Raw genomic sequence first — 19,664 nt, forward strand, 5'->3', positions numbered from 1 at the left:
TTAGTCTTAACTTGGCATTAGAGTCACCGAAGGTGGCTTAATAGCTTGTTTTGTACTCTATTTAAGACAAGGGATGCTCCATCAAATTGTGTAACAATTAGTTGGAGAGGTTCACGCGCATATGTAAGTAATGCTTCTTTCTGGAAAGTTTTATTTTCTTTGCTATATTAATATATATATGCAATATTATGTAAAGTGCGAGAAGGTGAAGGAATGGAGCTAGTTTTTAAGATTCTGGGTTTAGCAGTTATCATATTTCTTGTTATTATGTGGGTTATAAGGCGCTGGATGTATACACCAAGCACTGAATATGTTTTAAAGTTCCTAGAGGAAAATAAAGAAAAATCATCTCTTTATTTAATTCAGAATGGTCAGGTAGTAGGGGATATTCGGTCTGGTCAAAACATGCCTTTAGCTAGTACAGTAAAAACGATTATCGCTATAGAGTATGCGGAACAAACAGCTGAAGGTTTAGTCAAAACAAATGAAACTGTACAGATTAGTGAGCTAGAAAAATTTTATGTTCCCAATACAGATGGAGGTGCCCACAATGCTTGGCTAGAGCATATGAAAGAACAAGACTTAATGCAAAACGACACTGTTAGTCTTAAAGAAATTGTAAAAGGTATGATACAGTTTAGTTCAAATACAAATACAGAATTTTTGATGATGAAGCTTGGATTATATCAAATTAATGACCGATTAAAAAAATTGGGACTAGATAATCATGGAGAAATCTATCCATTCGTATCTAGTTTATATATTCCTTACGAAGTAATGGTTAATAACTATGGAGGAATAACAAGCAAAAAAGAACTCCAACAAGTGAAAGAAACGCTTAAAGAGTTACCTTCAGAAGAGTGGAAAGAGTTAGCTAATCAAATACATAATAAGCTAAAAAGTAATGATGCGAGCATTTATAAACAAAAAGCAGATCTTTCAACTTGGCATGATAGTGACTTTGATCGAATGTTTTCAGAGCGGTTTAGTACATCTACAACATTTGACTATGCACATATTATGGAAAAGATAAATAGTCGTGCATATTTTTCAGCTGAAGTACAAGAGCAATTACATCCTGTAATGGAAGGATTAATGGAAAATCCAGCTAATCAACAATGGTTGAAACATGCAGGGCATAAAGGTGGTTCAACCCTATATATATTGACAAAAGCCCTATATGCGACTGATAAAAATGGAAATCAAACAGCGCTAGCCATCTTTTTTAATCAATTAAATATCTATGAATCAATTAAACTTTCAAGTAGTTTAAATGAGTTCGAATTATCAGTTTTACGTGACAGTCAATTGAGAGATAGAATTAAAACACTTACAAATAAACATGAATAGGTTCAAATAATTTTCACATTTTTGACATAAAACGTTTGAATTTCCCTGCCAATAGTTATGATAGTTCGTGCTAACCTTAATATAAATAGAAGTAAAGTACTTTATGAGCACGTAATAAATATGATTAATGTACATAATGGGGGTTCATGATGGAAGAATTATCTGTGACACTATTCATCGCAAGCTTTATGGTGTTAGGGCTACTAATTGGGACTAATATATGGGATTCTTAAGCTGCTACATTGCGTAGCAGCTTAATTTTATTATTCAACATTCTTTGAGTATGCTTCTGAGATAGATTTTGCGAAGTATGTGGAGGTTAAATTCCATCTCATTCACAAAAACTCAGGTTTATTCGGTATGTGTATTTACCATTATTGCTGCCACTTGTCTCAGTCGGTCGTAGAACATGTCGGCAGCATGTCCAGTTAACTTCGTTTCCTCAAACGCCTCTTTCATACAATTCAGCCAAGCTTGAGCTCTGACAGGAGTAATTTCAAATGGTAGATGGCGATGCTGCATAGCAGGTGGTCCGAACTCATTACTGTATAGGGTGGGTCCACCTAAAAACTGTGTTAAAAACATTTGTTGCTTTCTTTTTATTTCATTTATATCCCCACTAAACAACGGTTGTAAATCTTTGTTTGCATAAACCTTTGGATAGAATGCATCTACAAGACGTTGAACAGTCTTTTCTCCACCAATTAATTCATAGAGTGAATGCATACCTTTGTTCATAAAATCCACCAACTTTATAAAATACACATGATAGTGTAAGTTTTTTTTTTATTTACTTTAATACTATACCAATTGATAATACGTGATTTAGTGATATGAATCACTACAGAGTATATAAGTTTTAGATGATGAACGTTGATTTTATAAATCATAACGTTTTCACAGTGATTGTTGTTTTCGGTACGAATTTCATCTAAAAAAAACGGGTTAGAATATTGTGACAAAGGCTTCGTATCAAGTAGCATCTATCCATTTCACTCTTACTAGAAGAGTCATATCAAGCCAAAATGGACATTTTTTATTTGCGAAAATAGGCATGACAGGAAAATTAGGATCGGTAAAATAACTTTAAATATCATGGTGAAATTAAATGTAGTTTCTCCAGTAAATTCCTTGCGTATTTTGTCACAATTACAGACTTAAGTGTTCATAAAATCATGTTATCATTATTTACACAGTGTTAATGTTCTTATTGATATAGATTAGCAAAGTTTGTGAAAAACCGAACAATCGGTTGTGAAGAAATGAACATATTCACGATATTTTTAGTAAGTATACTTAACTTTTGGGGTGAATTAACATGAAGTTTAACAAGGGACTTGTCTTGTTGTTTTTAACAACTCTCCCAGTGTTGTTTCTAAGTGGTTGTGAAACAAATTTGGTTGTGCTTGATCCACAAGGACCTGCAGCACGAAGTATCGCTAACTTAATTAATCAGTCAATTTTATGGATGCTTTTAATTGTTATTGTTGTGTTCGGTTTATTTGCATATATCGTCTGGAAATATCGAGAAAAACCAGACAATATGGATTATGAACCACCTGAAGAACACGGTAGTACTTTGCTAGAGATTATTTGGACCGCCATTCCAGTCCTTATTCTTGTTGCTCTAACAATTCCTACGGTAACTACACTGTATGACCTTGAAAAAATTCCAGAAGGCTACGAAGATCAAGAGCCAGTTGTCATTCATGTGACATCTGCCGACTGGAAATGGATTTTTAGCTATCCAGAAGATGGAATTGAAACAGTTAATTATGTAAATATTCCAGCTGATAGACCAGTTCACTTTAAATTAACATCAGCTTCAACGATGCAATCATTTTGGGTGCCTGCTTTAGCTGGACAAATATACACAATGAATAAAATGGAAACAGATTTATTTGTTGTCGCAGATAATCCTGGTTCTTTTGAAGGTAGAAATACGAACTTCAATGGACGGGGTTATGCGAAAATGGAATTTGAAGTATTAGCACAGACGCCACAAGACTACGAGGAGTGGAAAAAGGAAGTGCAGGAAACGGCTCCTAAATTAACTGAGGAGGAGTATGAAGAGCTTCTTTTGCCAACACATTTAGGTAGATTAACATATTCTAATACTCACTTAGAGTGGGTTAACCATGCTGATATGGACTCTAAAACGTATACAAATCCTGAATTATATAAGAATCATAGCTATCAAGGAAAGATATTCTCAGAAGAAGACAACTATAAAAATGATTCTACTGACACTCAAAAAGATGATGATATGAACATGGAAGAAACAAACGGGGGTGATCACGGTGGGCATTAAATGGGATGAGTTTTTTATAACAGGTGATCCTTTAATTCTCGGATCACAAATTGCAATTTTACTCACCATGGTTGGAATAATAGGTGTCGTAACCTATTTGAAAAAATGGCGCTGGTTATGGACTGAATGGTTAACAACAGTCGATCATAAGAAGATAGGTATTATGTATATCCTATCAGCAGTACTAATGTTTTTCCGTGGTGGTATGGATGGTCTGTTGATGAAAGTCCAAACATCTAGACCTGAAATGGAATTTTTAGATGCTCAACATTATAATGAAATATTTACAACTCATGGTGTGATCATGATTTTGTTTATGGCTATGCCGTTTTTAATCGGTTTAATGAACGTGATCATTCCTCTCCAGATTGGAGCAAGGGACGTAGCATTTCCACAATTAAATGCTTTAAGTTTCTGGTTATTCTTTAGTGGCGCTATGCTATTTAACATATCTTTTGTCATAGGTGGGTCACCTGATGCAGGTTGGACATCGTATTTCCCGCTAGCTGGTAAAGAATTTAGTCCAGGTATCGGAAACAATTATTATGCCATTGCAATTCAAATTGCGGGTATTGGTACTTTAATGACAGGTATCAACTTTATTGTCACGATCCTAAAAATGAGAACAAAAGGTATGACATTGATGAAAATGCCAATGTTTACTTGGACATCTTTCATTACATCAGTCATTATCGTAGCCGCATTTCCGATCTTTACAGTTGCACTTGGCTTGATGACATTTGACCGTTTGTATGGTACTCACTTCTTTACATTGTCTGCTGGTGGATCAGATATGCTATGGGCAAATCTGTTCTGGTTGTGGGGACATCCAGAAGTGTATATTGTAGCATTACCTGCCTTTGGTATTTTCTCAGAGGTAATCGCAACCTTCTCAAGAAAATCGCTATTTGGCTATAAATCTATGGTTTTCTCAATTGTCGGTATAGCATTTTTGAGTATGCTTGTATGGGTCCATCATTTCTTTACAATGGGTGTCGGAGCAGCAGTTAATTCATTTTTCTCTATCTCAACGATGTTAATTGCTGTACCCACAGGTGTAAAGATATTTAACTGGTTATTTACGATGAGAAAAGGAAGAATTAAATTTACTAATGCGATGTTATGGGCTTTAGCATTTGTGCCAAACTTTGTTATCGGTGGTGTAACTGGGGTTATGCTTGCGATGGCAGCAGCAGATTATCAGTACCATAACACTTTGTTCCTTGTCGCTCATTTCCATTATGTATTAATACCTGGTGTCGTGTTTGCCGTATTTGCAGGTCTATATTATTGGTGGCCTAAAATCTTTGGCTTTAAGCTAAATGAGAGACTAGGAAAATATCATTTCTGGTTATTTGTGATTGGTTTTAACTTAACCTTCTTCCCAATGTTTTTATTAGGGTTAGATGGTGCAGTAAGACGCTCATATACTTTTTCAGTAGAATCAGGTTTTGCACCACTGTTCTTAGTTTCAGCGATCGGATCAGCCATACTTGCTATTGGATTTGCTGTATTCTGCTATAACATTTATTGGAGCATACGCCATGCTGATCGCAATGTTTCAAATGATCCGTGGGATGCTAGAACATTAGAATGGGCAACAGCTTCGCCAGCACCATACTATAATTTTGCAAAACTACCAGAAGTAAAATCATTGGACGTTTTTTGGCACATGAAGAAGAACAAAGAAGGACTAGATCTGAAGGATAATGAGATTGAAGAAATTCATATGCCGAGCAATTCAGGGCTTCCATTTTACATGGCTGTTGTTTTCGGTATAGCAGGATTCTTCCTCGTATTTGAATGGCATATTGCTGCAGCAATAGCGGCAGTGGGTATTTTCGCGGGGCTGATCATTCGTTCGTTTGATTATAACGATGGTTATCATATACCTGTAAAAGAAATAAAAGAGACTGAAAAATCTTGGAGAAATAAAGCAGAAGAGGTGAACAATCATGTCAGCAAAGGTTGATACTTCCTTACCACTTGAATATCAAACAGAGCAAGATCGTATGAATATTTTTGGTTTTTGGATTTTCTTAGGTGCTGAGATTGTTTTGTTTGCTACATTGTTTATGGTATACGGTGTTCTGGGGGGACGTACAGCAGGTGGACCAGGACCCGAAGATATTTTTCAAATTAAGGATGTCATGATTGAAACTTTATTGCTATTAACGAGTAGCTTTACTTGCGGATTGGCCATATTTGAAATGAGAAGACAAAACCTAAAAGGCCTGCTTACATGGCTTATTATTACAGTATTACTTGGCGTAGGGTTCGTATACATGGAAATTACTGAATTCATCCATTATGTTAGTGTAGGTGCTACGATGCAAACGAGTGCTTTCTTATCAAGCTTCTTCGTGCTCCTAGGTACACACGGACTCCATGTAACGGTTGGAATCGGCTGGGTAACGATCATTATTATACAGTTACTAAGAAGAGGCTTAACACCTGTTACTGCTAGAAAAACATTCATCATTAGCTTGTACTGGCACTTCTTAGATGTCGTCTGGATTTTTATTTTCACATTTGTGTATTTAAAAGGGATGGTGTGATTTATGGCAAGTAAAACAAATCGTTTTCCTACTGGGCACGTATTAGGTTTCATATCTTCCATCGTACTAACCTTTATAGCTACGGGAGTAGCTCTTAAAACGAACTTATCGTTTAATGTAATTATGTGGATCATCGGTTCTTTAGCAGTTATTCAAGCAGGGCTACAATTGTTCATGTTTATGCATATGACCGAAGGGGAAGATGGGAAGGCTAACATTATTAATATTGGTTATGGAGTTTTTATAGCTGTTGTTATTGTTGTAGGCTCTATTTGGGTGTTGACAGCAGGCCATGCAGCACATTAATGACTAGCCAAATTAGTTAAAGGCTTTTTCATAAGGCTCTTTTACTACTGTTACTAAAATGGGCAGTAAGTTGGGTCTTTCTATGAAATCCATCATTCTTAGTACGAAAAGAAACAGCCTTTCATCAACATCATTACTGAATAGCACGGGTCTTCATGACACTAGATTCTAACAATATTAACTTTATAAACATAACGAAAAAGGTCAGATCTTATATTCTATATCGGTATACTAGGTTTGCTACTACCTAGCATGCTTTTCGAGATATAGAGTAAGGTCTGACCCTTTATTATATGTGAGCATCGTAAATGGCTAAATGATTGGTATTACTATCTAAAAATGACTATTAAAATTATTAAGAGGTACTGCGATCACTTACGGCTTCCATGAGATTTAAACTAAGACCAAACCCGAAAAGGATCATTGAAGATATCATAATGCTAAGCCCTATTGATAATACGTAATCACCTTTGATACCGCTTACAAAAAAACTAAATAAAAAAACAATACACCCTAATATTAATCCTACACTTGTTATTTTTTTCATAAACAATAGTGACTCAAGTGGTTTTTTCTTCATATATTTTCATCCCCTTATAAGAATATTCTATCTTTTGTCACAAAATTGTCAAACTTTTTTTAGGAATAAATATGTTAATTCACGAAAAAGAACGTAAGGGATATCGAATAAGTGAGTAGATTTGATCTAATAATACAGCAACGCTTGGTTATATAAATGGTGTATTTCTGCTGGCAAACAAAACCTGCAAACATTTAGTTACTTTCGTGGCAACTTAACATTAACAATTCCACGAAATTCACTCCAAGTAACAAAAAAGTCTACGAAAAAAGCGACTTAGACATAAGCACGTCTACACCTAACGTTCGTGGAAATATATGAGCATCATAAAGCTCATCATTCTGTCCATATTTAATAAAAATACCAACAAAGTTTACGAAAAGAGTCTTTGTAAAATAAAAATATTAAACAATGGAAATAATAATATGTGTTTCGAAAAGTCTGTATAATTCAAATCCGTTGACAAAAGATGAAATCTAGCTATACTTAATTAACATATTATTAAAATCCGATAAAATTACTGGGGGATTAAAAATGAAAAAGCTTATATTAGGTTTAACATTCATATTCGGACTAACTCTCGTTCTAGCTGCATGTGGAACAGCTGAACAAAATGAAGGAACGAGTGGTAGTGGAAATACAGAAAACAATGAAGCTACTAACGAAGAAACAACCGATCTTCTACAAAAAATCAAGGAAGATGGCGTATTAAAGATTGGAACAGAGGGAACATACCCTCCATTTACTTTTCATGATGATAGTGGTGAATTAACAGGTTTTGATGTAGAGATTGCAAAGGAAGTTGCTAAGCGCTTAGAGGTAGAAGCAGAATTTCTAGAAACACAATGGGATGCTATGTTTGAAGGCTTAAATTCTAAACGATTTGATATGATTGCAAATCAAGTTGGAATTAGAGAGGATCGCTTAGAAAAATATGATTTCTCTGATCCTTATATCACATCTGCAGCTGTTTTAGTAACGAGTGAAGATAACGATGCAGTAGCTAACTTTGCTGACATTTCTGGGCTGAAAGCAGCTCAATCCTTAACTAGTAACTATGCTGATATTGCAAAGGAAAATGGAGCAGAACTTGTAGGAGTTGAAGGATTTAACCAAGCAATTGAACTAATTACATCTAAACGTGTAGATGTAACGATTAACGACAAGCTTTCAGTTCTAGATTTTCAAGTGCAACGTCCTGATGCACCAATCAAAATTGTAGCTACATCTGAAGACGCTGGCGAAAGTGGACTAACATTTAGAAAAGGTAATGAAACACTTGTTGAAGCCGTAAATGAGGCTTTAGCTGAAATGATTGATGATGGTTCGTATGAAAGAATCTCAGTGAAATGGTTTGGTGAAAATGTACTTAAGTAATATCCTAACTAATCCAGAAAGATTAGAAAAAATAGTAGATATCGCTCAAAGTTCCCTTCTCCCATTGGTGAAGGGAGCTTTGGATTCTACGATTCCATTAACACTTTGGTCGTTTTTTTTCGGAATTATATTAGCAATCCTTACTGCTCTAGCGAGGATATCTAATATTAGAGTATTGGAAATTGTAGCTCGAATTTACATTTCAATAATAAGAGGTACACCACTTTTAGTGCAATTATTTATTATCTTTTATGGTTTGCCTAATATTGGAGTTATTGTTGACCCATTTCCGTCTGCTGTTATTGGTTTTTCATTGAATGTAGGTGCATATTCATCAGAAATCATTCGCGCAGCTATATTATCTATTCCTAAAGGTCAGTGGGAAGCTGGGTATTCGATTGGTATGTCATACTCTAGAGTATTAACAAGAATTGTTTTACCTCAAGCTACAAGAGTATCGATTCCACCATTATCAAACACATTTATTAGTCTTGTAAAAGATACATCACTAGCATCGTTAATCTTGGTAACCGAAATGTTTCGAAGGGCTCAAGAAATTGCTGCAACAAACTATGAGTTTTTACTACTATACACTGAAGCTGCATTATTATATTGGATCATTTGTTTTATTCTTTCATTAATTCAAGACAGAGTAGAGCGCAGGCTAGATAGGTATGTAGTGAGATAATACATTAAGAAGGGGAAAAGTAGATGATTTCAATCAGCGGATTATATAAGTCATTCGACCAGTTAGAAGTGTTAAAAGGAATCGATTTAGATATTCCTAAAGGGAAGGTTGTCGTCGTCGTCGGTCCATCGGGATCAGGAAAAACAACACTTTTACGTTGTTTAAATGTATTAGAAACTCCATCTAAGGGTCGTATAACAATAGCTGAGGATACATTAGATTTTTCTAACAAGTTGAAGCAAAAGCAAATAGCTTCTTTTAGAAAAAATACAGGCATGGTATTTCAAAGCTATAATTTGTTTCCGCACAAAACAGCACTTGAAAATGTAATGGAAGGGCCTGTCATTGTAAAAGGGCTTCGGAAGGATAAAGTGAGAAAAACAGCCGAATCTCTCCTAACTAAAGTTGGATTAGCTGATAAGATAGATTATTATCCATTTCAACTCTCTGGTGGGCAGCAACAAAGGGTAGGTATTGCGAGAGCACTCGCGATGGAACCTAATGTTATGCTTTTTGATGAACCTACTTCTGCATTGGACCCAGAAATTGTTCAAGAAGTCCTTAAGGTGATGAAAGATTTAGCTAGTGAAGGTATGACGATGGTTGTAGTTACTCATGAAATGAGATTTGCAAAAGAGGTTGCCGATAAAGTCATCTTTATGGATGACGGCAAGGTTATCGAGTCTGGCAAACCTGAAGAAATATTCAGTAGACCAAAAGAAGAGCGTACTAAACAATTTTTACAACTTATACAATAGAGTGGGAACTAAAAACCTACTCTATTTTCTTTTATTCTATTAGCTGTTCTTATATACTTAACATATCCATTTGTGAAGGGTTGTGTATATATTGTTTGAAAAAATATTACTAGCTTCTGACGGTTCTGATCATGCAATACGTGCGGCAGAAAAAGCAGCATTTTTAGCAAAAGAAATCGAAGACGCAACAATTGAGATTTTATATATTGTTGACAATGAGACAGCTAAATCAGACGCGTTAAGAAACATTGAATCTCACGATATTGAATCAACAAGAAATGAAAGATTGCAAGCAACAAAGGATATATGTTATCGAATAATTAATAAGGAAATAAAGACAACAATGATTCACGGTGAACCTGGACCAAGTATTGTAAAATATGCGAATAATGGTGGGTTTGACCTTGTTGTTATTGGAAGTAGGGGGCTCAATACATTTCAAGAAATGGTATTAGGAAGTGTGAGCCATAAAGTTGCCAAGCGAGCTAACTGTCCTGTCATGATAGTAAAGTAATAGTTCTTGTTGTAAGCTGTGTTGTTATTGTTACCAAATTAGTAGATCCTCAAGTGATGTTTTCATAATTTAGTTACCGTTATGCTATGTACTCTAGTTGTGTAGTTGTATATTATTACGAAAAAACAATGGGAAACAGGGATAAAATAAACCATGTAAGTGATGTGTAAACTATTACTTGATAAGAAAATCTATCTTGAATACCTCCATACATATAATTTTCAAGTAAAGGTGTTCGAGAGTTTACTCAATCTTTTTGGTAGGCTCTTTTCCTAAACTCAGTTGCTATTGAGAACAGCAATTAATAATTTCATGCAATTGACTTCAATTTAAATGAGAAAAGATGCTAAGAACGCTAGATGTATACGTACTTATATTTTAGAAGGAAATGCAGCAAGTTTTAACAACTGATAGTCTAAAACGACTGAAATAAAAATATGATGGTCATTCTCCTGTTCTTTAATGCATATATATAGGACAAGCGATAAGGAGAAAGGGGAATGATGTATGGCATATCCTGGTTCAAAAGGTTGGTACGTAAAGCAATTGAAAAACATGGGGATAAATATCCACCCGACTGAAAGGAGAAGGTTAGAGCTTTATAAGACATCAACCTTACGTAACTTATATTTGGATCAAATGAATAAAACAAAAAATAAATAAGCAATGATGTAATAAGTACGTTTTCAACATTAACATGTTATGTGAAAAATGTTTGAAGCTGGGACAAAAGTATTTTAACTAAATAGAAACCGAACAATGGTTGTAGTTGTAGTTACGTCGCTCCTGAAATATACTCCACTTTCCGCGGGAAGCTGGCAAGCCTCCTCGTGCCAGGCACTGCGGGGTCTAGCCGTTGCTTTTCATCCCGCAGGAGTCTACGTATATTTCATCCGCTAAGTTATTACTTTGTTCGGAATTTTAGTTAAACACTTAAGTTATGTCCCAGCCTCTAGCTTTATTTACTCTTTTCTAATTGCGTCTTGTTTTGTATTTTCCCAATAACAGATTTGCGGAATTCTAATGTAAGTGACGTATTCATGGAATAATGTATATGAGACAAAGGAGATAAGTTTCCAATCGATCGTATCGAGCATACGGAATACTCCTTTCAATGTAATAAGAAGCTTATTCATATATATGGTATGAAACTTTGTCTCATACGTGTGTAATAAGATATACTTACTATATGATTTAAACGCTAAAGCTGTATAATAAACCATTGACTTTTAAATGTGAAGACTATATATTTAATATATGAATAGATGATCATATATTAAATAAATGTGTAATGAAGTAATAATTGAAAGGATCTTTTCGTAAACTTTGTGGCTATAGTTATCCAATTAATGCCGAAAAAGTGGTTTTACATGGTTAGTCATTGTTGTACAGAACGAAAGATGCCACGAACTCTAGTTGTGTACGTGTTTGGCTTATAGTACGAAAAGCAACAAATTAATGAGAAAACAGCTAATTGAAAAGAATAATACTCACACAAACTTTTTCTGGAGGTAACGCCATGGGACATTCACATGCTCATCATGATCACGGTCATAGTCACACGCATAATGTAAATAAAAAGACGTTAAAAATATCTTTTTTTATCATTAGTACGTATATGATTATAGAAGTAATCGGAGGAGTGCTAACAAATAGCTTGGCACTATTATCAGATGCAGGGCATATGTTAAGTGACGCAGCAGCACTAGGGTTAAGCTTTTTGGCAATGAAGTTTGGAGAAAAGCAACCAACATTAGAGAAAACTTTTGGATATAGGCGATTTGAAATATTAGCCGCACTATTAAACGGAGTTACTTTAGTTATTATATCTATTTATATTTTTTGGGAGGCATATAACAGACTTTTGGCACCACCTCATGTAATTAGTAAAGGTATGCTAATTATTTCATCAATTGGACTACTCGTAAATATTATTGTAGCCTTTATTCTTCTAAAAGGGGATACGAGTGACAATCTAAATATCCGAAGTGCATTTTTACACGTGTTAGGGGATTTATTAGGATCAGTTGGTGCGATCATAGCTGCCTTACTTATCATGTTCTTTGGTTGGAATTTGGCCGATCCGATTGCTAGTGTTCTTGTTGCAATTCTTATCATTATAAGCGCATGGAGGGTAACGAGAGATTCTTTACACATATTAATGGAGGGAAGCCCTCCAGGAGTTGATGTAGGGGATATTAAAGAACAGCTATTGTCTATCTCTCATGTCATTGATGTTCATGACTTACATGTGTGGGCAATAAGCTCCGACTTTTTGTCTTTAAGTTGTCACATTAAAATAGGAGATTGTGATAATTATGAGAGGGTATTGAATGAAGCAACAAAATTATTAAAAGATAAGTACCATATTAACCATACGACGATACAAATTGATCATATAAATTCAGATTGTTCTACATCAGAAGTGCATTGTAATTAATAATAGCATAAAGAAGATGATTGCATTTTTAAAGCAATCATCTTCTTTTAAGTTAAGTATATGGCTCAATAACAATTGTATATAAAACGCTTATAAATCCCAGAAGCTTTGTCAACTATTATGCTTGTTAAGCTTCCTATAAATGCACTTCCAATCACATCAGAAAGATAATGATGACCAACCCATACGCGAGAAATACCTGTTAACACTGAAAGACCTAACATGAGACACCCAAGGGTTCGTTCATAGAGGAGGATAGAAGTTGATACGGCAAATACTAATATAGTATGTTTACTTGGAAACGAAGAATCCTTTTTAGAGGGTATGAGTATTCCTACACGGTTATAAATAAAAGGTCGAGGCTTATAGACAAATAACTTTATTAAAGTGTTCGTAATTAAAGTGATTACAACTGATACAACTGAATTTATAACGATTTTTTTGCTGAAATGATCACGAAACCACAGCACACCAAGTATGAAAATAAATATAAAACGCACGTGATTTGAAATGAAAATCATTAGTATATCCAGTAAAGAAGAATGTCTATTATAAGATTTGTTTGTCAAAAAAACCACCTCATTAAGCATATATATTTACTATACCCTTTAATGAAATATACATGTAATAAAGAGATTTATCTTCCATACATTACACAGCCAAAACAATTAAATGGTACTTCATATTCTGCTATTTTAACTAAACCATTTTCAGCTACATGGCATTTTACAAATAGGGGAACACAAATCCCATATGTAGGTCCATTGGGATTGTTTCTGTCTTGATATACACAGCATTTATTTTTTTTAAATGGATAGTTTTGAGGTGTTTGATAACGGGGACGTTGCCACCGACTGTTGAACATGCTATTCACCTTTTTCCTCAATGATTTATTTTTGTGTACATAAAATTTACAACTAACAATTGTAGTACTTCATTTCATCAAACCGAAATTCAACTAATTGTTTTAATTTGAATCAAGCAACCAACTATACACAAAACAGCTTCCTTATAGAATACGATCATTAGTCTAACGTAGTGCATAAAAAGGGTATGTGAAAGTTTGTTTTATGATACATCGGAAAAGCTGAATGTTTAATGTTGAAATAAATAGGAAGTTTAAAATATTCCCCCTTGTGTTTCATCATATTCAAGCTGGATTTATGCCTCATAAAATTTATAGGCATCTTTTGTAAGTTTGTCTCTAGAAAATAAATATATTGATTATACTTTATGAAAATCAAAGGAAAAACATAAAAACCTTCACTAAATGACATAAAATGGTCTTTTAGCGCAAAATATGACGTTTTCAATGAATTATTTGATGTACTAGAATTAATATATATAGCAAAATTAATATTTTCTTAAGAATAATATGTAATGAATGAATTTTTAACATAAATTTAAGTACTCAATTATAAACACAGTTAACTCCATATTCCTTATATAAGCGACGGCTAAGCTAATCTTATCAGTAAAGGATGAGGTTAGCTTGTTAAATTTTTGATTTGAGAGGGTGCAATATTGTGAGTAATACGTTGATTAACGGAGAACTAACGTCTGGTCAAATATTAAAAGAATTGATGTTGAAGCATCAAATAACACAAGTGAAAATTAGAGAAATGGTCGGTAAAGATAAACATGAGAACAATTTAATAGAAGAAAAGTGGCTAAATAAGTATTTAAACGGGAAAAAAGTTGCTAAGTTTTACTGGGTTTTAGTTTGTGTTCGAGCCTTTGATACTCTTGCAAATACTTTTCATGAAAAACAGATTATGCTACAATTTATTAAGGAGATAGATGAGAAGCCAGAATTGATTATGTCAGCGATGATGTACTGCGACCAAAACAACTTTCTTGAGGAACTTAAGAAACTAACAAATATTGCATTAAACTATCAAAATAATCCGAATTTAAAGAGATACGGAACCTTAACTCATATAAATTACAAGCGAAAAATAGAGTTAATAAAAAGCATGAAAAGTTGGAACGACCCTAGAAACGCTGAAAATAATCATGAAGAACAAAAAAACAAGCTACTAGAGTTATGTGATGAAGCCGCAAACTATAAGATACCTGATAGTGATTTATTTAGTACAGTTTATAAGCGAATACTTATTGCATACATATATCATGATTTACAGTACTTTACTGAATCGCTGAAAGAGCTAGTAGGAATCGAAACATTAATTAATGGTATTGAAGATTCCCATTACAAGTCTTTCTCAGAAACTAAGTATTATGAGTTACAACAAACTATAAATTTAAGAAATTGTAACTTTGAGGAAGCTAGAAAATTTTCATATAAGCCTTTAGAATTTGCTTTAAATTTCAAAACAAAGGCTTATAGCTATGTTACATTGGGATGGACTTGGGCATATATTGATGCTCAAAAAGCAATAGAGTATTTTGAAAAAGCATTAGATATTTATACACAAATAGGGATGGATAACGCTGCATTATTAGTTGTTAAAAAAATTCAATTCCTTAAAATTCATGTAAACATGGATATAGACATAGAAGAAATAGAACACGAACAAAATAAGGCTTATTGGCTTATAAAACATTCAAGAAAAGAAGAAGCTCTAAATCTTATAGATCATCTTGACAATGAAGAGGGAACACGAGCTCAACGACTTTGGTTGAGAGGTCTTGCTACTGACGATGCAAAATATCACTGGATGTCGTTAGAATTATATATTAAGCAAGGAGGAGACAGATTTTTTGGAATGTTACCAAAAGAAGCTCTTCTAAAGCTTGGGCAAGACAAGTATCCTGTAAATGCATTATACTACGCGGAGGTGAAAAGTCTTTATGTTTAAGAAAGTGTTATTTTTTACGATGACTTTATGTATAGTTGCTACCTTAGCATTAACTATAAATACTCAAAATGTAAGTGCAGCAAATGGTGAACTTAAAGAAGATTCTCTAATTATCAATATTGATAAACTAAAGGTAAAAGTTATACCTTTAAAATCTGATGAGGTTAGCCCAGGTGGTTGATAGGCTATTAATTTAATATTTTAGGTTTGAAAGACGTTACTCTTTATAGAGTAACGTCTTTCGTACTTTTACGGGAGTAGGACATTTTTCTAAAAGTGAATAGAAAAAAATTACATCATAAAAATTACTTTAAATAACCGTAGCCAACATGATGTTGGCAAAACCATATAAAGGAGTTGATAATTAATATGGAAAATCCTAAGAATGAAGTACAAAGAAACACTCATATTAATAATGTTCAGGAAGAAAAAAACTCAAAAATTTTATGTGAAATAGACGAAATCTCAAAAAAAGTGATTGAAATAATGGATAAAGATATATGGAAAATTCATAAATGATTCTTTGACTAAAATGGGTAGCTAGACTTGAAGAGAGCATGTAAAAGTACTGAATTAATAGAACAAGCAATGAAGATACTCTTAGCTCACTGTAATGAAATGGTTAGAATGAAGATACAAGGTTCATTCTAATATCAACCTAGCTACCCGAAAAACAGTTTAAGAAGAGAATCCAAAGAAGAGATGGGAATGGACATTATAATTGGTGGTTTTATAGGGTGTGCAAATATGTATTTTTATTCAACTAATGAATTAAAGTACTATTTCAGTGAAGGTTATTTTTATATATGTGATATTGGTAAGGAAACAAGTAAACCAATAGAAAAAGACCATTTTCTAAAATGGATTGAACCATCAAAAGCAATTAAGTACTTATTTCATGAACATCAAAGTTGGGCAGTAAATGAAGCTTTGAAGCGATTACATGTAATCTACTAATAGGCGTTTAAGAAATAATAAGAGCCTATTTCAATATAAAGATAGGTATTCCTCAAATTAAAGTAGTTTCATAGCAATAATGGCCATATCCATTTCAATGGACATCGCCTTCAAAAAATAAGTTAAGTGTTGTAATAGTTGAAGCATCTAATTCAAACAAACTGGAACTAGTCTAGAAAAAGATAAGCTTAATTTTTTCAAAATTTGCAGATTGTTGAATAACCCATGGTATAGTGTTAAAATTATATTTACTATTAAAAGAAAGGAATGATGGGTGGACAATGGTTAACTAACCTAACTTTTAGCTTTTGGAATTATATATTTCAAATAATAAAAACTTAGGATTAGTCTGCCCATTTTTCTATATACTAAAGAGCTGTAATGATAAGTAGCTTTTTTGAGTACGGCAAAAATGCTTTTTGACTAATCCTTCCAAAATTATTTGGGAGGATTTTTTATTCTCCCTGAAAAAGAAGGGTGATTTTTTATGTTAGAACTACTGCAATTACAAAATATAAAAGTTGAAATTGAAGATCATAATATTTTTGAAAATATAAATACGAATGTACAACAGGGGGATATTATCGGAATCATAGGTAAAAACGGTGCCGGTAAATCAACTTTATTACAATTACTGAACGGCGACCTTCCATCAACAAGAGGACATATAAAACACGTACAAAATGATCTAACAATTACTATGGTTGAACAAGAAAAAGAGTCTTTTTTTCTTGGTGAGGTTACTCCTCAAGAGGAAGTGTTATTAAAGAGTTGGAATGTTCCAAGCTGTGACTACTTGAATTTAAGTGGAGGAGAAAAATTAAAAGCCCGTCTTGCCAAAGGTCTAGCAAAAAATGCTGACATTTTATTGCTCGATGAACCAACAAACCACTTGGATGAACAGAGTTTGGACTTCCTTATAAGAAAGCTTAAAAGTTATAAGGGTACTATTATTCTCGTATCACATAATCGTTATTTTTTGGATAAAGTAGTAATAAAAATATGGTCAATTGAAAATCAAACACTTATTAGTCATTGTGGTAACTACACCAGTTTTTTGGAATATCGTGAAAGAGAGCGACTAACTCAACAGCGTGAATATGAGAAACAACAAAAAATGATAAAACGAATAGAAGGTCAAATGAGCCAATTAACATCATGGGCAAAGTCTGCCCATGCTCAATCAACAAAACAGGAAGGCTTTAAAGAATATTATCGAGTAAAAGCTAAGCGAATGGATGCACAGGTAAAATCAAAAGAAAGACGTCTTGCAAAAGAACTTGAAAAAATGAAAGTTGAGGCACCTAAGGCTGAGTACCAAATTAATTTTTCATTAACAGCAAACCATAAAGTCGGGAAGCGGTTCTTAGAAGTTAAAAATTTAGCAAAATCTTTTGAAGGCCAAAAGCTTTTTAAAGATGCTAATTTTACCATTCAGCATGGAGAAAAGGTTGCAGTTTTAGGTCCAAATGGTAGTGGGAAAACTACCTTTTTAAATATGATTGCTGGAAAAGAAGTAGTTACTAAAGGAGATATATGGGTTTCTTCAGCAGCAAATATCGGCTATTTAACTCAAGAGGTATTTGACTTGCCTCTTTTTCAAACTCCCAAACAGTTATTCGACAAAGAGTCATTTGAAGAGAGAGGGCACGTACGTAATTTAATGAAACATTTAGGATTCCTTGATCGTCAGTGGACAGAACCGATTGAAAACATGAGTATGGGTGAGCGTGTGAAGTGTAAATTAATGAAATATATTCTAGAAGAAAAAGATGTACTCATCCTAGACGAACCCACGAACCATTTAGATTTGCCTTCTCGTGAACAACTTGAAGAAACATTAGAAATGTATAATGGCACTCTATTGGTTGTGTTACATGATCGTTATTTTCTTCATAGAACAACAAACGCTAAACTCGTATTTTCAAATCATACTATTTATAAGCAAATTAATAATAAGGAATCTTTATCCACAAGAGATGATAATGAAGAATTACGTTTAACACTTGATACCGAACGACAAGAAGTTTTAGGGAAGCTTAGCTGTATGGCTCCAGAAAACAAAGAGTATGAGGAACTTGATGTTAGATTTAAAGAGCTTACAAAATTAATAAAAGATCTTCAATGATTCGTTGTAAAATCATCTAGCATCATGTTTTAGTTATTCTTTGTGGCGTGTTTCTGTTATAGAAAAGACACGCCTTTTTTATAAGAAATTTTTGGCTTATATAAACACAGTAGGTATGATTATAGATTACAAACAATTACATTTGTTATAAAATACATGTTGTAATAAGAGAATTTCATTGTAGGTGAGGTCATAAGCTCAAATTGAGAACAATTGGATCAATTGATGATGCGGTTTTTAACTTACTTTTTTTGCAAAGGCTCTTATCGTAAACTTTGTTACGGTAGTTCCAAAAACAGAGGATAAAGGTTAGTTGCTATATTTAGAGTTATAGTGTTTTGTTTCGAATAGAAAGTATTTCGTAAATATTGAGGGGGAATTTTATAATGAAGATTGCACTAAAACAAATCATACAGTTACAAGATGATAGCAAATATGAGAAGATCTACAAGCATTTTAGTTCCAATGTAATCCCCCACAAAGGTGATTTTATTTATGACCATCTTTATGAAGATGCATCTGAGAGTGAGGTTATAAGAGTTGCAATTAATTATACCTCAAACGTATGCTATGTTACGCTTGCCCCCATTCAGCTTGATTCAAATGATGTAAAACACTTGAGAGAATATGTAGATGCTGCAATTAGATCTGATTGGGATTGTCCATTAAGGAAGTATTAAGCAATAATATTTTTGCAGTATGTTATTCTATTAGGCTACCTAAGCGGGCTATCAATACAATAGAAGAATATAAAATTTGAACAAAAAAATAGCGACGCATTCCCCTTCAAAATCTATTTGATTTAGTGGGGGTTAGTCGCTAAGGTCTTCATTCACCTTGTTCTTCAATGTATTTTTTTATTATGTCAATGGTAG

At 33.6% G+C, this 19,664-nt stretch carries 22 protein-coding genes; 17 read left to right on the forward strand and 5 right to left on the reverse strand.

All coding sequences use genetic code 11. From position 1 onward, the window contains the following. Positions 1–213: 213 nt before the first annotated feature. On the forward strand, positions 214–1,350 hold the full coding sequence (locus ACSVDA_RS23205; RefSeq protein WP_485886562.1) for a serine hydrolase: 1,137 nt from the start codon (positions 214–216) through the stop codon (positions 1,348–1,350). 351 nt (positions 1,351–1,701) lie between these two features. On the opposite strand, the gene ACSVDA_RS23210 is transcribed toward ACSVDA_RS23205, so the two are convergent. Further along, positions 1,702–2,088 carry a globin domain-containing protein gene (locus tag ACSVDA_RS23210; RefSeq protein ID WP_485886563.1) on the reverse strand — a complete coding sequence of 129 codons (387 nt, stop codon included), beginning with the start codon at positions 2,086–2,088 and terminating at the stop codon, positions 1,702–1,704. 580 nt (positions 2,089–2,668) lie between these two features. Here ACSVDA_RS23210 and qoxA point away from each other — a divergent pair. Genes qoxA through qoxD form a run of 4 tightly spaced genes read left to right on the forward strand, consistent with a single transcriptional unit; the run spans position 2,669 to position 6,525 of the window. Next, a complete protein-coding gene (gene qoxA, locus ACSVDA_RS23215) occupies positions 2,669–3,661 on the forward strand; it encodes a cytochrome aa3 quinol oxidase subunit II (protein ID WP_485886565.1) in 993 nt (330 codons plus the stop codon). Next, positions 3,651–5,633 carry a cytochrome aa3 quinol oxidase subunit I gene (gene qoxB / locus ACSVDA_RS23220; RefSeq protein ID WP_485886567.1) on the forward strand — a complete coding sequence of 661 codons (1,983 nt, stop codon included), beginning with the start codon at positions 3,651–3,653 and terminating at the stop codon, positions 5,631–5,633. The genes qoxA and qoxB overlap by 11 nt, the downstream gene beginning before the upstream one ends. Further along, positions 5,617–6,219: a cytochrome aa3 quinol oxidase subunit III gene (gene qoxC / locus ACSVDA_RS23225; RefSeq protein WP_214483511.1), complete on the forward strand. Its 603-nt coding sequence runs from the start codon at positions 5,617–5,619 to the stop codon at positions 6,217–6,219. Before qoxB ends, qoxC begins: the two co-directional genes overlap by 17 nt. Before the next feature lie 3 nt (positions 6,220–6,222). Beyond that, positions 6,223–6,525, forward strand: coding sequence for a cytochrome aa3 quinol oxidase subunit IV (gene qoxD, locus ACSVDA_RS23230; RefSeq protein WP_214483512.1), 303 nt, complete (start codon positions 6,223–6,225; stop codon positions 6,523–6,525). A gap of 355 nt (positions 6,526–6,880) precedes the next feature. On the opposite strand, the gene ACSVDA_RS23235 is transcribed toward qoxD, so the two are convergent. Continuing rightward, positions 6,881–7,105 carry a hypothetical protein gene (locus tag ACSVDA_RS23235; protein WP_214483513.1) on the reverse strand — a complete coding sequence of 75 codons (225 nt, stop codon included), beginning with the start codon at positions 7,103–7,105 and terminating at the stop codon, positions 6,881–6,883. A 534-nt stretch (positions 7,106–7,639) separates the two neighbouring features. Between ACSVDA_RS23235 and ACSVDA_RS23240 the strand changes: the two genes are divergently transcribed. The 5 genes from ACSVDA_RS23240 (at position 7,640) to ACSVDA_RS23260 (ending at position 11,105) form a co-directional block, all read left to right on the forward strand. Continuing rightward, complete coding sequence (locus tag ACSVDA_RS23240; RefSeq protein ID WP_485886570.1) at positions 7,640–8,482, forward strand: amino acid ABC transporter substrate-binding protein; 843 nt, start codon at positions 7,640–7,642, stop codon at positions 8,480–8,482. Beyond that, complete coding sequence (locus ACSVDA_RS23245) at positions 8,469–9,170, forward strand: amino acid ABC transporter permease (RefSeq protein ID WP_485886595.1); 702 nt, start codon at positions 8,469–8,471, stop codon at positions 9,168–9,170. Before ACSVDA_RS23240 ends, ACSVDA_RS23245 begins: the two co-directional genes overlap by 14 nt. A 23-nt stretch (positions 9,171–9,193) precedes the next feature. Further along, complete coding sequence (locus ACSVDA_RS23250; RefSeq protein WP_485886571.1) at positions 9,194–9,928, forward strand: amino acid ABC transporter ATP-binding protein; 735 nt, start codon at positions 9,194–9,196, stop codon at positions 9,926–9,928. 91 nt (positions 9,929–10,019) lie between these two features. After that, the gene (locus tag ACSVDA_RS23255) at positions 10,020–10,442 is read left to right on the forward strand and encodes a universal stress protein (RefSeq protein ID WP_485886573.1); all 423 of its coding nucleotides are present in this window, start codon (positions 10,020–10,022) and stop codon (positions 10,440–10,442) included. A gap of 507 nt (positions 10,443–10,949) precedes the next feature. After that, positions 10,950–11,105, forward strand: a complete 156-nt coding sequence (locus ACSVDA_RS23260) for a YflJ family protein (RefSeq protein ID WP_485886575.1) — start codon at positions 10,950–10,952, stop codon at positions 11,103–11,105. Positions 11,106–11,404: 299 nt separating this feature from the next. Here ACSVDA_RS23260 and ACSVDA_RS23265 read toward each other — a convergent pair whose 3' ends face one another. Continuing rightward, entirely contained in the window at positions 11,405–11,578 is a 174-nt protein-coding gene (locus ACSVDA_RS23265) for a hypothetical protein (protein WP_485886577.1), read from the reverse strand. Positions 11,579–11,961: 383 nt separating this feature from the next. Between ACSVDA_RS23265 and ACSVDA_RS23270 the strand changes: the two genes are divergently transcribed. Beyond that, entirely contained in the window at positions 11,962–12,882 is a 921-nt protein-coding gene (locus tag ACSVDA_RS23270; RefSeq protein ID WP_485886579.1) for a cation diffusion facilitator family transporter, read from the forward strand. A gap of 65 nt (positions 12,883–12,947) precedes the next feature. Here the strand turns inward: ACSVDA_RS23270 and ACSVDA_RS23275 are convergent, their stop codons facing one another. Then, positions 12,948–13,460: a phosphatase PAP2 family protein gene (locus ACSVDA_RS23275; protein ID WP_485886597.1), complete on the reverse strand. Its 513-nt coding sequence runs from the start codon at positions 13,458–13,460 to the stop codon at positions 12,948–12,950. Positions 13,461–13,519: 59 nt separating this feature from the next. After that, complete coding sequence (locus ACSVDA_RS23280; protein ID WP_485886581.1) at positions 13,520–13,747, reverse strand: hypothetical protein; 228 nt, start codon at positions 13,745–13,747, stop codon at positions 13,520–13,522. 661 nt (positions 13,748–14,408) lie between these two features. Between ACSVDA_RS23280 and ACSVDA_RS23285 the strand changes: the two genes are divergently transcribed. The 6 genes from ACSVDA_RS23285 to ACSVDA_RS23310 all read left to right on the forward strand — a co-directional run bounded on the left by ACSVDA_RS23285 (position 14,409) and on the right by ACSVDA_RS23310 (position 19,469). After that, complete coding sequence (locus tag ACSVDA_RS23285; protein ID WP_485886583.1) at positions 14,409–15,704, forward strand: AimR family lysis-lysogeny pheromone receptor; 1,296 nt, start codon at positions 14,409–14,411, stop codon at positions 15,702–15,704. Then, a complete protein-coding gene (locus ACSVDA_RS23290; RefSeq protein ID WP_485886585.1) occupies positions 15,697–15,885 on the forward strand; it encodes a hypothetical protein in 189 nt (62 codons plus the stop codon). The genes ACSVDA_RS23285 and ACSVDA_RS23290 overlap by 8 nt, the downstream gene beginning before the upstream one ends. A 188-nt stretch (positions 15,886–16,073) precedes the next feature. Continuing rightward, complete coding sequence (locus ACSVDA_RS23295; protein ID WP_485886587.1) at positions 16,074–16,223, forward strand: hypothetical protein; 150 nt, start codon at positions 16,074–16,076, stop codon at positions 16,221–16,223. Between the two features lie 189 nt (positions 16,224–16,412). Then, positions 16,413–16,661, forward strand: a complete 249-nt coding sequence (locus ACSVDA_RS23300; protein ID WP_485886589.1) for an NUDIX hydrolase — start codon at positions 16,413–16,415, stop codon at positions 16,659–16,661. A 487-nt stretch (positions 16,662–17,148) separates the two neighbouring features. Beyond that, on the forward strand, positions 17,149–18,789 hold the full coding sequence (gene abc-f / locus ACSVDA_RS23305) for a ribosomal protection-like ABC-F family protein (RefSeq protein WP_485886591.1): 1,641 nt from the start codon (positions 17,149–17,151) through the stop codon (positions 18,787–18,789). Positions 18,790–19,175: 386 nt separating this feature from the next. Then, entirely contained in the window at positions 19,176–19,469 is a 294-nt protein-coding gene (locus ACSVDA_RS23310; RefSeq protein WP_485886593.1) for a hypothetical protein, read from the forward strand. Positions 19,470–19,664: the final 195 nt, after the last annotated feature.

The organism is Cytobacillus sp. Hm23, from assembly GCF_051842895.1.
In the GTDB taxonomy this organism is placed as follows: Bacteria; Bacillota; Bacilli; order Bacillales; family SM2101; genus Nanhaiella.